At 66.4% G+C, this 12,861-nt stretch carries 12 protein-coding genes; 8 read left to right on the plus strand and 4 right to left on the minus strand.

Annotated elements, in window-relative coordinates; genetic code table 11:
- Positions 1 to 41: 41 nt before the first annotated feature.
- Both DK847_RS02705 and DK847_RS02710 read right to left on the minus strand, forming a co-directional pair.
- Positions 42 to 779, minus strand: coding sequence for a DUF599 domain-containing protein (locus DK847_RS02705; protein WP_111196060.1), 738 nt, complete (start codon positions 777 to 779; stop codon positions 42 to 44).
- Positions 776 to 2,359 (minus strand): peptide chain release factor 3, encoded by a 1,584-nt coding sequence (locus tag DK847_RS02710; protein WP_111196061.1) that lies wholly within the window; start codon positions 2,357 to 2,359, stop codon positions 776 to 778. Before DK847_RS02710 ends, DK847_RS02705 begins: the two co-directional genes overlap by 4 nt.
- Before the next feature lie 109 nt (positions 2,360 to 2,468).
- Here DK847_RS02710 and DK847_RS02715 point away from each other — a divergent pair, with 109 nt between their 5' ends.
- From DK847_RS02715 to DK847_RS02725, 3 genes are all read left to right on the plus strand, one after another.
- Positions 2,469 to 3,416: a glucokinase gene (locus DK847_RS02715; RefSeq protein WP_111196062.1), complete on the plus strand. Its 948-nt coding sequence runs from the start codon at positions 2,469 to 2,471 to the stop codon at positions 3,414 to 3,416.
- A 4-nt stretch (positions 3,417 to 3,420) separates the two neighbouring features.
- On the plus strand, positions 3,421 to 4,023 hold the full coding sequence (gene pncA, locus DK847_RS02720; RefSeq protein ID WP_111196063.1) for a bifunctional nicotinamidase/pyrazinamidase: 603 nt from the start codon (positions 3,421 to 3,423) through the stop codon (positions 4,021 to 4,023).
- Positions 4,024 to 4,197: 174 nt separating this feature from the next.
- On the plus strand, positions 4,198 to 5,070 hold the full coding sequence (locus DK847_RS02725) for a DMT family transporter (protein WP_111196064.1): 873 nt from the start codon (positions 4,198 to 4,200) through the stop codon (positions 5,068 to 5,070).
- Positions 5,071 to 5,073: 3 nt separating this feature from the next.
- On the opposite strand, the gene DK847_RS02730 is transcribed toward DK847_RS02725, so the two are convergent.
- Positions 5,074 to 6,510: an aldehyde dehydrogenase family protein gene (locus DK847_RS02730; protein ID WP_111196065.1), complete on the minus strand. Its 1,437-nt coding sequence runs from the start codon at positions 6,508 to 6,510 to the stop codon at positions 5,074 to 5,076.
- A gap of 61 nt (positions 6,511 to 6,571) precedes the next feature.
- Here DK847_RS02730 and DK847_RS02735 point away from each other — a divergent pair, with 61 nt between their 5' ends.
- From DK847_RS02735 to DK847_RS02745, 3 genes are read left to right on the plus strand one after another with little or no spacing between them, the layout of a single operon-like run.
- Entirely contained in the window at positions 6,572 to 7,435 is an 864-nt protein-coding gene (locus DK847_RS02735; RefSeq protein WP_111196066.1) for an NAD(P)-dependent oxidoreductase, read from the plus strand.
- Positions 7,435 to 8,604 carry a pyridoxal phosphate-dependent aminotransferase gene (locus DK847_RS02740; RefSeq protein WP_111196067.1) on the plus strand — a complete coding sequence of 390 codons (1,170 nt, stop codon included), beginning with the start codon at positions 7,435 to 7,437 and terminating at the stop codon, positions 8,602 to 8,604. The genes DK847_RS02735 and DK847_RS02740 overlap by 1 nt, the downstream gene beginning before the upstream one ends.
- Positions 8,601 to 10,097 carry a malonate--CoA ligase gene (locus DK847_RS02745; RefSeq protein ID WP_111196068.1) on the plus strand — a complete coding sequence of 499 codons (1,497 nt, stop codon included), beginning with the start codon at positions 8,601 to 8,603 and terminating at the stop codon, positions 10,095 to 10,097. Before DK847_RS02740 ends, DK847_RS02745 begins: the two co-directional genes overlap by 4 nt.
- Before the next feature lies 1 nt (position 10,098).
- Here the strand turns inward: DK847_RS02745 and DK847_RS02750 are convergent, their stop codons facing one another.
- Positions 10,099 to 10,395, minus strand: coding sequence for a hypothetical protein (locus DK847_RS02750; protein WP_146256022.1), 297 nt, complete (start codon positions 10,393 to 10,395; stop codon positions 10,099 to 10,101).
- Positions 10,396 to 10,533: 138 nt separating this feature from the next.
- Between DK847_RS02750 and DK847_RS02755 the strand changes: the two genes are divergently transcribed.
- The gene (locus tag DK847_RS02755) at positions 10,534 to 12,474 is read left to right on the plus strand and encodes a PAS domain S-box protein (RefSeq protein ID WP_111196070.1); all 1,941 of its coding nucleotides are present in this window, start codon (positions 10,534 to 10,536) and stop codon (positions 12,472 to 12,474) included.
- Positions 12,462 to 12,845, plus strand: coding sequence for a response regulator (locus DK847_RS02760; RefSeq protein ID WP_111196071.1), 384 nt, complete (start codon positions 12,462 to 12,464; stop codon positions 12,843 to 12,845). Before DK847_RS02755 ends, DK847_RS02760 begins: the two co-directional genes overlap by 13 nt.
- Positions 12,846 to 12,861 lie beyond the last annotated feature (16 nt).

The following is a 12,861-nucleotide window of genomic DNA, read 5'->3' on the forward strand; positions in this document are numbered from 1 at the left end:
ATCTCCCTCTCGGATGGCGTCATCCCGGCGCCATGTGCGCCCTAGTCCTTCGCGCCCTTCAGCACGTCGACATATTTCGCAATGGCCACGGCGGTGGGCGAAAAGAGCTGGCGGTAATAGAGCAGCGCCGTGATGGCGAGCGTCGCGGCGATGCAGACCCAGGGGCCGGCGAAGAGGAACATGGCGGCCACGGCATAGTAATAGCCGCGGATGCCGGTGTTGATGGAGCGCACCGCCTCGGTGAGCACCACGGCGGATTGTTCGCCCATCACGCGGGCCTGCGGCGTATCGGCCTTCGAGGCCTGCAGGCCCCCGAGCATTGCGAAGGTATAGGCCATCTTGCGCAGCGCATAGGTGAAGGAGAAGAAGCACTGGGCAAGAATGGCCGTAAGAAGGAAGACGCAGAGCGTGAACAGCTCGAGCGGCATGCTGTGATCGACGAAGGCAAGGCCACGCGTCAGCAGATAGACGCTGTTGACGTTGGCGAGCGCGCCGACGAGGCCCGCCAGCACGAGAAGCGTGCCGGAGCCGAAGTAGGAAATCGAATTGGAGATGTGCCCGAGCATGATCGCATCGAAGACGCGGTGCTCGCGCTCGGCGCCCTGGTGCACCTCGAACCACCGCAGCCGCACGGCATGCAGCTGTGAATTGAGCGAGCCGCGGCCAAGAAGCCCGAGGATGGGCGTGTAGAATCCCCACAAGGCGAGGACGAGCACGATGGCCGCCGCGTGGGCGAGACCGAAGCCCGAGGGCAGGTACTGGGCGGCCAGCGCTGTCATTGCGGCTTGTGCATTTCCTTGATCTCGGTGGTGCGGATCTCCGGCGCGCGCTCGAGCGTGTAGTTCAGGTTGAAGGCCGATTGCGCCATGAAGACCGGGTCGCCGTCAAGGTCATGCGCGATCGAGAAGCGGTTGTTGGCGATGAACTCGTCGAGCTTCTTGGGGACGTCGCAGGTGATCCAGCGCATCACCTCGTAGCGCGCCGGCTCGAAGCTGGCGGGAACGCCATATTCATTGGCCAGCCGGTCTGCCAGCACGTCGAGCTGCAGCGCGCCGACGACGCCGACGATGGCAGGCGAGCCATCGGCCGGGATGAAGAGCTGAACGACCCCCTCCTCCGCCAGCTGCTGCAGCGCCTCGCGCAGCTTCTTGGCCTTCATCGGGTCGCCGAGCTTCACGCGGCGCAGGATTTCGGGCGCGAAGCTGGGCACTCCGGTGAAGACCACGTCCTCACCCTCCGTCAGCGTGTCGCCGATGCGCAGGAGACCATGGTTGGGAATGCCCACCACGTCACCCGCGAAGGCCTCGTCCGCGATCGAACGGTCCTGCGCGAAGAAGAACTGCGGCGCGTTGAGCGCCACCGTCTTGCCGGTGCGCACGAGCTTCGCCTTCATGCCGCGCGTGAGCTTGCCCGAGGCCAGCCGCATGAAGGCAATGCGGTCCCTGTGGTTCGGGTCCATGTTGGCCTGGATCTTGAAGACGATGCCGGTCATCTTCGGCTCGGTGGCGTGCACCACGCGGCCCGCTGCCTGCTGGTCGCGCGGCGGCGGCGCATAGGCGATCAGGGCTTCGAGAAGATCGCGCACGCCGAAATTCTTCAATGCCGAACCGAAATAGACGGGCGAAAGATGGCCCTCGAGGAAGGCCTGCCGGTCGAAGCTGGTGCAGAGGTCCTTCACCAGGTCGATCTCGTCGCGCCACTTGGCGAAGGTGTCGGGCTTGACCAGCGTCGGGATCAGCGGGTCATCGGGGCCGGAGACAGGGACGCCCGCCGGGTCCTGCTCGAGCTGGCGGACGCGCGGCGAGTTCAAGTCATAGGTGCCGGCGAAGTCCTTGCCCTGGCCGATGGGCCAGACCATGGGGGCGACGCTGAGCGCCAGGCCCTTCTCGATCTCATCAAGGAGGTCGAGGGGATCGCGCGCCTCGCGGTCCATCTTGTTGACGAAGGTGATGATGGGAATGTCACGCAGGCGGCAGATCTCGAAGAGCTTGCGCGTGCGGGCCTCGATGCCCTTGGCGGCGTCGATGACCATCACCGCCGCGTCGACGGCGGTGAGCGTGCGGTAGGTGTCTTCCGAGAAGTCCTCGTGGCCGGGCGTGTCGAGCAGGTTGAAGACCGTGCCGTCATACTCGAAGGTCATGACCGAGGTGACGACCGAGATGCCGCGGGCGCGCTCGATCGACATCCAGTCGGAGCGGGTGCGGCGGCGGTCGCCCTTGGCGCGGACCTGGCCGGCAAGCTGGATGGCGCCGCCGAACAGGAGGAGCTTTTCGGTCAGCGTGGTCTTGCCGGCGTCCGGGTGGGAGATGATGGCGAAGGTGCGCCGGCGCGCCACTTCCTGTTCGAGCGGGTTGGTCACTTGAAACCTGAAAAATGAAGGGTGACGGGCTTCCTAGACGGCTTTTGTGGGCTGGTAAAGCTTGCCGAAAAGCGGCTTCCGTGGCAGTTGAGGGACCGGGGGAAAAGCCATGACGGAACTGGCACTTGTCGGCGATATCGGAGGCACCAATTCGCGCTTCGGGCTGGTTGAGCCCGGGACGACGCGGGTGGCTGAGGTCGCCGTCCAGAAGAACGACAATTTCGCTTCGCTGGAAGACTCGATCGCGGCCTATGTGAAGGCCAAGGGCGTTTCGCAGCTGGCGGGTGCGGCCATCGCGGTGGCAGGCCCGGTCGAGGGCGAGGTAGTGCACCTCACCAACCGCAACTGGAGCTTCACGCGGGAGTCGCTGCGCAGGGCCGCGGATGCCCGCCAGTTCCGCCTGCTCAATGATTTCGAGGCGCTCGCCTTGGCGCTCCCCCATCTCGATGGCGAGGACGTCGTCCAGATCGGCGGCGAGCTGCCGCAGAAGCCCTCCGTGAAGATCGTGCTCGGCCCCGGCACCGGGCTCGGCATGGCAACGCTGGCGCCGCTGCCGCTGGGCGGCTGGATGGCACTGCCGGGCGAGGTGGGGCACATCACGCTCCCCGTCGTCACGCAAGCCGAGTTCGACTGGCGCGACAGGATGTCCAAGCCCGGCGTTCTCTTCGAGGCGGAAGATGCGATCACCGGCGGAGGCCTCCTGCGCATGTATCGCGCGGTGGCGGAAAGGCCGACCCTTGAGACGCCCGAGGCCGTGCTGCAGGCGGCCCTTGCCGGGGCTGACCCGGCGGCGGTGAAGACGCTGGACCAGTTCATCGTGTGGCTCGCCCGCGTGGCGGGCGATGCCGCCATGACCATGCAGGCCAAGGGCGGCGTCTATCTCGCGGGCGGCATCGCGCCCTCCATCGTGAACAAGTTGAAATCCGGGCCCTTCAGGTCCATCTTCGAGGAGAAGGGGCGGCTTGCCTTCGTGATGAAGCCGATCCCCGTCTACGTGATCGTCGACAAGTTTCCCGCGTTCAAAGGATGTGCCGCCGCAATAGCCGACATGAGGTGAAGCCATGTGGAAGGATACCGACGTTCTCCTCGTCATCGACGTCCAGAACGACTTTTGCCCCGGTGGCAAGCTCGCCGTGCCCGGCGGCGACGAGGTGGTGCCGCTCATCAACCGCATCGCCCATGGCTTCAGGCACGTCATCCTGACGCAGGACTGGCACCCGGCCGAGCACAAGTCCTTCGCCGCCCAGCACCCGGCCAAGAACCCCTTCGAGATCGCCATGATGCACTACGGCCACCAGACGCTGTGGCCCGACCACTGCGTGCAGGGCACGCATGGCGCGGAGTTCCACAAGGACCTCCACGTCAATGCCGAGCTCATCCTGCGCAAGGGCTTCAGGGAAGAGATCGACAGCTACTCCGCCTTCTTCGAGAACGACCGCACGACGCCCACGGGGCTGGGCGGTTATCTCAGGGAGCGCGGCTTCGAGAAGGTGGTCTGTGTCGGCCTCGCCTTCGATTACTGCGTGCGCTTCTCGGCCGAGGACGCGCGGCGCCTGGGCTTCGAGACCGAGGTGATCGAGGCGGCCTGCCGCTCGATCGACCTTGACGGCTCCGCCGCGGCGGCGCGCCAGAGCTTCCAGGAGCACGGGATCGCGCTGGCCTAGCACCTTCTTCTTCATCATGCCCGGGCGTGTCCCGGGCAACCTCTTTGGCGCCCCCGAACGGATCGCCGGGACAAGCCCGGCGATGATGAAGATATGGAGCTTCATGCGCCCTGCGCAGGGCCCCACCCTGCCATAAGGGATGCGCGTGACACCGCATCGCGCTAAGCCGCCTCCATGAGCCCGCGTCTCACAGGCATCGTGCTGATGATGGCCGCCATGGTCTTCTTCACGCTGCTCGATGCCACAGCCAAGCACCTCGTCCAGAGCCTGCCGCCCGTGGTGGCGGTGTTCGGGCGCTATGCCGTGGCGCTGGGACTGTCGATCGCAGTCATCCTGCGCAAGGGCGACCTGGCGCTGGTGACGACGAGCTATCCGAAGCTGCAGGTGCTGCGCGGGTTGCTGCTGATGGCTTCGACCGCGCTCAACTTCACCGCCATCATCTACCTGCAGCTCGCCCAGACGGCGGCAATCTTCTTCTCGATCCCGCTGTGGGTCTGCGCACTCTCCGTGCCGATTCTCGGCGAGAAGGTGGGCCTCAGGCGCTGGATCGCGGTGGCCATCGGTTTCCTCGGCGTGCTGGTCATCATGCGGCCGGGCACAGGGTCCTTCCACTGGGCCATGCTGCTGTCGGTCACGGCCTCGCTGTGTGGTGCGGTCTACAACATCGTGACGCGCAAGGTGGGCGGGCGCGACCGGGCGGAGACCTCGCTGTTCTATGTGGGCCTCGTGGGTGCTGCCGCTGCCGCGCTGCCGCTGCCCTTCGTGTGGAAGACGCCTCAGGGGATCGAGTGGCTGCTGCTCGGATTCATGGGGCTTGCCGGAACGATCGGCCACTTCATGCTGATCCAGGCGCATCGCCTGGCGCCCGCGAGCGCGCTCGCCCCTTACATGTATACGCAGATCGTGTGGATGATCGCGGTGGGATACCTGTTCTTCGGCGACGTGCCGGACCTGTGGACACTGGTGGGTGCGGCCATCGTGGTGGCGAGCGGGCTCTTCGTCTTCGCTGGCGAGGCGAGGGCCTTGAGGACCCCCGCCAAGCCGTGAGCCTCAGGCCAGCGTATAGGCCGTCTTGATCGCGGTGTAGAAGTCGACCGCATGGCGCCCCTGCTCGCGCGCGCCATAGCTCGAGCCCTTCCGGCCGCCGAACGGAACGTGATAGTCCACACCCGCCGTGGCGAGGTTCACCATCACCATGCCCGCCGCCGACTTCTTGCGGAAGTCGGTCGCGTATTTGAGCGAGGTGGTGATGATGCCGGACGACAGTCCGAAGGCCGTGTCGTTGGCAACGCCCAGCGCCTCGTCGTAGGAGTCGACCTTGATCACCGAGGCGACGGGGCCGAAGACCTCCTCACGGTTGATGCGCATGTCGTTCTTCGTGCCGATGAACAGCGCAGGTGACAGGTAGTGGCCCTTGGTGTCGCGGTTCAGCCGCTCGCCGCCCCAGGCGAGTTCGGCCCCCTCGTCGCGCGCGATCTGGATGTAGCGCTCGTCCTGCGCCATCTGGGCTTCGTCGACGACGGGGCCGATGACCGTGCCGTCCTTCAGCGCGTGGTCGACCTTCAGCTTCTTCATGCCGTCCACCATGCGCTCGACGAAGGCATCATGCACCTTCGACTGGACGATGAGGCGCGAGGAAGCCGTGCAGCGCTGGCCGGTCTGGTAGAAGGCGCCGTCGAGGGCTGCCGCCACCGCGAGGTCGAGGTTCGCATCGTCCAGCACCACGAGCGGGTTCTTGCCGCCCATCTCAAGCTGGAACTTGGCGCCGCGCGAGGCGCAGGCCATGGCCACCTTGCCGCCGGTCTCGACCGAGCCGGTGAAGGAAATGGCGTTCACGTCACGCGAGTCGAGCAGCGTCTGGCCGACGACCGAGCCGCGGCCCATGACGACGTTGAACACGCCCTTGGGGATCCCCGAGCGCGAGATGATCTCCGAGAGCGCCCAGGCCGAGCCCGGCACAAGGTCGGCGGGCTTGAACACCACCGCATTGCCGAAGGCGAGAGCCGGCGCCATCTTCCAGGCGGGAATGGCGATGGGGAAGTTCCACGGGCAGATGAGGCCGACGACGCCGAGGGCCTCGCGCGTGATGGTCACGTCCACGCCGGGGCGCACCGAGGAAATGGCGACACCCTCGACGCGCAGCGCTTCCTGCGCGAAGAACTTGAAGATCTGGGCGGCACGCATCGTCTCGGCGATGCCGTTGGAGAGGGGCTTTCCCTCCTCGCGCGACAGGAGGCGGCCGATCTCGTCCTTGCGGGCCAGGAGCTCGGTGCCGATGAATTCCAGCGCGTCGGCGCGGACCTGCGGCGTGGCGGCGGCCCAGGCAGGTTGCGCAACCTTGGCAGCGGCGATGGCGGCTTCCGTCTGCGCCTTGTCGGCCTGGGCATATTCGCCGACGATGTCGCTGACGTCCGAGGGGTTGATGTTCTCGCGGACCCCCTTGCCCTCCAGCCATTCGCCATTGATGAAATTGCGGTGCAGCGCCATGATGCCAAAACTCCCTGATTTTCGGGGCGGAACATAAGGACGCGGGACAGTTGAGGCAAGCATGCATGTAGGCCTGATCGGGGCGGGGATGATGGGCCATGGCATGGCTGCCAACCTGCTGAAACATGGCCACCGGGTGAGCGTCATCGCGCACCGCAACCGCGCGCCGGTCGAGGACCTGGTGGCGAAGGGCGCGACCGAGGCCCGGACGCTGGGCGAGATCGCGCGGGCCGAGGCGATCCTGCTCTGTGTGACGACCTCCAAGGTGGTGGAAGACACGATCCGGCAGCTGACGCCGCACCTGCGGGCCGGCCAGATCATCATGGATGCCGGCACCTCCGCCCCCGCCGCCACGAAGAAGCTGGCGCAGGAACTGGCGGCGCTGGGCGTGGCCTATGCCGACATTCCGCTGACCGGCGGGCCGGAGCAGGCGGAACAGGGCGTGCTGGGCGTGCTCTGCGGCGCCAGCCCCGAGACCTTCGCCCGCATCAGCCCCCTGCTCGGCTGTTTTGCAACCACCATCCGCCATTTCGGGCCGCCGGGCTCAGGCCACACGGCCAAGCTCATTTCCAACTATCTCGTCACCGGAATGGTGGCGCTGGTGGCGGAGGCCTTTGGCGCCGCGCGGCAGGCGACGATCGACTGGCAGGACCTCTATGAGGTGATGCTCAATGGGTCTGGCAATTCCGGCGTGCTGCGCAAGATGGTCGAACCTGCACTCAAGGGCGATTTCGACGGCTATCGTTTTGCACTTGCGAATGCGGCGAAGGACATCGGCTACTATGCCGAACTGGCCGAGGGGCTGGGTTGCAGTTCGAAGCTGACGGATTCCGTTGCGGAGGTCTTCGCCCGCGCCGTAGAAACAGGCCATGGCGGACGGAACGTCAGCCACCTGCTGGACCCTGCAATCGACGATGTGAGCTGATGCTGAAAATCAATCCTGCCGTGGCGGCCATCGAGGAAGAGACCGCCTTCACCGTCATGGACCGTGCCAATGCGCTGCGCGCGCAGGGACACCCGGTCATCAACTTGGGGATAGGGCAGCCGGATTTCCAGCCGCCGAAGCATATCCTGGAGGCCGCCGAGAAGGCGGTGCGCGATGGCCCCCATGGCTATACGAGCCCGCAGGGCCTGCCCGCGCTGCGCGATGCGGTGGCGCAATATGTGGGTGGCCGCTTCAAGGTGCCGGTGACGGGCGACGAGGTGGTGATCGTGCCGGGCGGCAAGGTGACCTTCTATTTCGCCTGCCAGATCTTCGGGGGCCCCGGTGCGGAGATCCTCTATCCCGACCCCGGCTTCCCGCCCTATCGCGATGCCGCGCGCTCCAGCGGGGCGAAGCCCGTGCCCTACCCCATCCGCGAGGAGAAGGACTTCGGCTTCGATGCAGAAGAGGTGCTCTCGCTCATCACGCCGGCCACCCGCCTCATCATCATCAATTCGCCGGCGAACCCGACGGGCGGCGTGGTCTCGCGCGCGGAGATCACCAGGCTCGCTCATGGGCTGGCGAAGCACCCGAACGTGGCGGTGCTCTCCGACGAGATCTACAGCCACCAGGTCTATGATGGCGTCGACTTCGTGAGCTTCCTCAGCTTCCCGGAACTCCGCGACCGCACCATCATCCTCGACGGCTGGTCGAAGACCTTTGCGATGACGGGCTGGCGGCTGGGTTTCGGAATCTGGCCGAAGCATTTGATCGAATACGTGAAGAAGCTGATCACCGTCGACCACTCCTGCACTTCGGTCGCAACCCAGATGGGCGGTCTCGCGGCCATCACCGGCCCGATGGACGAGATCGAGGACTTCCGCAAGAGCTTCCAGAAGCGCCGCGACATGGTGGTGACGGGGCTCAACGACATCAAGGGCGTTCGCTGCCGCGTGCCGGGTGGTGCCTTCTATGCCTTCCCCAACATCACCGGCACCGGCTGGCAGTCGCGCGACCTCGCCCGCGAACTGCTCGACAAGGCCTATGTGGCCCTGATCTTCGGCGAAAGCTTCGGGCAGAACGGCAAGGGCTTCATGCGGCTGTCCTATGCCGCGAGCGAAGCGGATCTTGCTGAAGCGCTGAAGCGGATGAAGGCCTTCATCGAGGCATGAGCGGCAATCTCTACGCCCGCTTCGAGCGCGTGTTCGCGGCCAATGCAGATCGCGTTGCCCTGCGCACGCCCGATGGAACGGCCTCGCTCACCTTCGGCGATCTGGCGCGCGGGGCGTCCCGCTATGCCAATGCGCTGAGCGCGCTCGGCGTCGAACCGGGCGACCGCGTGACGGTGCAGGTCGAGAAATCCATCGCCAATGTGCTGCTCTACCTCGCCGTGCTGAAGGTGGGTGCGGTCTACCAGCCGCTCAACACCGCCTATACGGCGGCGGAGGTCTCCTATTTCGTGGAGGACGCGCAGCCGAAACTGATCGTGTGCGACCCGGCGCGGCAGGCCGAGATGCGGGCGCTGGGCGACAGCGCGAAGGTCTTCGCGGTGGTGAACCTCGACGCCCATGGCGGAGGCTCGCTCGCCGCGATGGCCGCGACCATGGATGACCGGCACGACACAGTGGCGCGCGAGGCCGACGACCTCGCAGGCCTGCTCTATACCTCCGGCACCACGGGCCGCTCCAAGGGTGCCATGATCACGCATGCGAACCTCGCCTCGAATGCGGAGACATTGGTTGAACTGTGGCGCATGACGTCAGCCGACACGCTGCTGCACGCGCTGCCGATCTTCCATGTGCATGGGCTCTACGTGGCGCTGAACACGTCCTTTCTCGCTGCCGCATCCATGATCTGGTTCGGCAGGTTCGACGCCCAGGCGATGATCGCGGCCATGCCGCAGGCCACGGTGCTGATGGGCGTGCCGACCTTCTACACGCGCCTGCTGTCAGAACCCGCATTCACCATGGAAACGGCACGCAACATGCGGCTGTTCATTTCCGGCTCGGCGCCGCTGCTGGCAGAAACGCACACATCCTTCGCGGAGCGCACCGGCCACGCCATTCTCGAGCGCTATGGCATGACCGAGACCGGCATGATCACGTCCAACCCCCATGACGGCGCGCGCCTGCCCGGCACGGTCGGCTTCGCATTGCCCGGCGTCGCGGTGCGCATCAGGGGCGAGCAGCCCGGCGTTCTTGAAGTGAAGGGCCCGAATGTCTTCAGGGGCTACTGGCGCATGCCGGAGAAAACGCGCGAGGACTTCACAGCAGACCACTGGTTCATCACCGGCGACGTCTGCACCATCGACGCGCAAGGCCGCGTCACCATCGTGGGGCGCGCCAAGGACCTCATCATCTCCGGCGGTTTCAACGTCTACCCGAAGGAGATCGAGGAGGTGCTGGATGCGATTCCCGAAGTCGCCGAGAGCGCCGTCATCGGCGTGCCGCATCCGGATTTCGGCGAGGGCGTGGTTGCCGTGGTGACGGCTCGCGGAAGGCTTGCACCCGAGGCGGAGATCATCGCCGCGCTCTCGGCATCGCTTGCCAGGTTCAAGGTGCCCAAGCGCATCTTCGAGGTGGCCGAACTGCCCCGCAACGCCATGGGCAAGGTGCAGAAGGCGGAGCTGCGCAAACGCTATGCCGCCACCTTCACGACGGGGTGAGTCACACCACCTCCACCGGTTGCAGCATCATGAGAATGCTCTTCTGGCGGAAGTCATGTGCCAGCCGCGCGCGGTAGGCCGACCACCAGTCGCGGTCGCCGTCCTGCGTCAGCACCTCGAAGATCACCACGTCATCGGCATGCATTTCGCCGCCATCATGCCACAAGCCGCTGGCCGGTGACTGGAGATGGGCCGTCACACCCCCGAAGCGGCCCGACAGTTCCGCCTCGACGGCGCGGAACATCCGGGCGGGAAAGGCGCCGCCCGCATTGTCACGCAAGGGAAGGTAGAACCGCACCAGACGCATCTGCAGCGAACGTAGCGCAATGCGGATCGTTCCGGAAATTGGAACCTTTTTCAATGCCGCGCGTTCTTCCGCGGGTCGGAGACCATTCATCACGATGCCGACCACGGGTTGCAGGCGACGGGAGACGGAATGCTGATCGGCAGCACAACGCAGAAGCAGGCGGGGGAGGTTCCGCCAGCCGCTTCGCCGGCCGCCCCCGGCATGCGCGAGGACCGCACCACCCACCTCGAAACGCTCTATCGCCTCACCGACCGGCTCTATCGCGCCGCCGGCATGGAGGCCATGCTTGACGCCGCGCTGGACGCGATCAGCGAGGGGCTGGGCTGCGAGAAGTGCTCGATCCTGCTGTTCGATGGCGGCGGGGTGATGCGCTTCGTGGCCTGGCGGGGCCTGTCCGAGCACTATCGCCGCACCCTCGAGGGTCACTCGCCGTGGACGGCCGACACGCTCGACCCGCCCCCCATCTTTGTCGGCGACATTGCGCAGACGGAAGAGAGCGACATCGTCAGGCAGACGATTCTCGCCGAGGGCATCCGCAGCCTCGCCTTCATCCCCATCACCAGCCAGGGCCGGGTGATCGGCAAGTTCATGGCCTATCACAGCGAGGCCAATGCCTGCGGCGAAAGCTGCCGGGCGCTGGCGGTGACCATCGCACGGCAGCTGGGCTTCAGCCTCGAACGCGCCAAGGCGGAGCGCGCCCGGCTCGCCGCGCTGGGCGAGCTGCAGGAGTCGGAGCAGCGCTTCCGGCTCATGGCCGAACATGCGCCGGTGATGATCTGGATGTGCGACGCCGAAGGCCGCTGCCTGCACCTCAACCAGATGCTGCGGCGCTTCTGGAATGTGGCGGACGGCGATCTCGCGAGCTTCGACTGGCGCGGCTCCATGCACCCAGGCGACGTGGAGCGCGTGATGGGCGCCATGGGCGGCGCACTGCAGCGGCGCGAGAAGGTGTGCGTGACCGGGCGCTACCGCAATGCGGATGGTGACTATCGCACGCTCGAAACCGTGGCACATCCGCGCTTCGCGGCGGATGGCAGCTTCATGGGGCTCACCGGCGTCAACACCGACATCACCGAACGGGAGCGCGCCGAGAAGGCGCTGCGCGACAGCGAGGAGCGCTTCCGCATGGTGGTCGAGGCCGCCCCCAGCGGCATGGTGATGACCGATGGCGCGGGCCGCATCCTGATGATCAACGGTCTGGCCGAAAAACTCTTCGGCTATGCGCGGGGAGAACTCGATGGCCGGGCGATCGAGGTGCTGGTGCCGCTTGCCGCCCGCGACCTGCACCCCGCGCTGCGCGCCAGTCACCTGGCAGGCGCCCACAACCCGGTGAAGGGCGAGGTGACGGGTCGGCGCAAGGATGGGCGAGAGATTCCGCTGGAGGTGGGCATCAACCCCATCGTCACCTCGGACGGCATCCGCATCATCGCCACGGTGTCGGACATCGCCGAGCGCAAGCGCACCGAGGCGCAGCGCGAGCTGCTGCTGGCAGAGCTGAACCACCGGGTGAAGAACACCCTCGCCGTGGTGCAGGGCCTCGCCTACCAGACCTTCCGCAAGACCGATGCCGGCGCCCGCCGCGCCTTCGAGGGGCGGCTTCAGGCACTGGCCACCGCGCATGACCTGCTCACGCGCTCACACTGGGAGAGCACCTCGCTCGACCAGCTGGTGGGCGACACGCTGCGCCCGGCCGGCGCCAACCGCGCCCGCATCGAGGTCTCGGGCCCGGCGATCCGGCTCAGCCCCCATGCGGCGCTGACCATCGCGCTTGCGCTCCACGAGCTCTTCACCAACACGCTCAAATATGGCGCTCTTTCCAGCGAGGAGGGAAAGGTGCTGCTGACGTGGCGGCACCTCGACTGCGAGGGCAAGCTCCGCATCACGTGGCGCGAGGAGGGCGGGCCTCCGGTGCAGCCGCCCCGGCATCGTGGCTTCGGCTCGCTGCTGCTCGAACGCACCCTGGCGAAGGACCTCGACGGACGGGTGGCGCTTGCCTTCGAACCTGCAGGTGTGGTCTGTGTGATTGAAATGCCGATTGCGGATCCGGGAGGGCATGCATGCCTTGGCTGAAGGGAAAGCGCATCCTGGTGGTGGAGGATGAAGCCCTCATCGCCGTGATGGTGGAAGACATGCTGATCGAGATGGGCAGCGTGGTCGTGGGCCCCGCGGCCACCATCGAACAGGCGCTGGCGCTGGCCCGCGCGGAACAGATCGACGGCGCGGTGCTGGACGTGAACGTGCGCGGCGAACGGATCGACCCGGTGGCCGACGCCCTTGCGGCGCGCGGCGTGCCCATGCTCTTCGCCACCGGCTATGGCGAGGTGAAGCTTGGCAGCGGCGCAGCGGCCACGGTGATCGACAAGCCCTATACCCAGGACAAGCTCGCCCGCGGTCTCGCCGCGGCGATGGGCGGGGCTGCGTTGCGGCAGAGTGCCGGCTAAGGCGGAAAGCGGCTTC

Origin of the sequence: Aestuariivirga litoralis (assembly GCF_003234965.1) — a bacterium.
In the GTDB taxonomy this organism is placed as follows: Bacteria; Pseudomonadota; Alphaproteobacteria; order Rhizobiales; family Aestuariivirgaceae; genus Aestuariivirga; species Aestuariivirga litoralis.

What these genes read in the sequence shown, in the direction of transcription:
- DK847_RS02705 (WP_111196060.1), bottom strand. Translation starts at nt 779, where the DNA reads ATGACAGCGCTGGCCGCCCAGTACCTGCCCTCGGGCTTCGGTCTCGCC.
- DK847_RS02715 (WP_111196062.1), top strand. Translation starts at nt 2,469, where the DNA reads ATGACGGAACTGGCACTTGTCGGCGATATCGGAGGCACCAATTCGCGC.
- pncA (WP_111196063.1), top strand. Translation starts at nt 3,421, where the DNA reads ATGTGGAAGGATACCGACGTTCTCCTCGTCATCGACGTCCAGAACGAC.
- DK847_RS02725 (WP_111196064.1), top strand. Translation starts at nt 4,198, where the DNA reads ATGAGCCCGCGTCTCACAGGCATCGTGCTGATGATGGCCGCCATGGTC.
- DK847_RS02730 (WP_111196065.1), bottom strand. Translation starts at nt 6,510, where the DNA reads ATGGCGCTGCACCGCAATTTCATCAATGGCGAATGGCTGGAGGGCAAG.
- DK847_RS02735 (WP_111196066.1), top strand. Translation starts at nt 6,572, where the DNA reads ATGCATGTAGGCCTGATCGGGGCGGGGATGATGGGCCATGGCATGGCT.
- DK847_RS02740 (WP_111196067.1), top strand. Translation starts at nt 7,435, where the DNA reads ATGCTGAAAATCAATCCTGCCGTGGCGGCCATCGAGGAAGAGACCGCC.
- DK847_RS02745 (WP_111196068.1), top strand. Translation starts at nt 8,601, where the DNA reads ATGAGCGGCAATCTCTACGCCCGCTTCGAGCGCGTGTTCGCGGCCAAT.
- DK847_RS02755 (WP_111196070.1), top strand. Translation starts at nt 10,534, where the DNA reads ATGCTGATCGGCAGCACAACGCAGAAGCAGGCGGGGGAGGTTCCGCCA.
- DK847_RS02760 (WP_111196071.1), top strand. Translation starts at nt 12,462, where the DNA reads ATGCCTTGGCTGAAGGGAAAGCGCATCCTGGTGGTGGAGGATGAAGCC.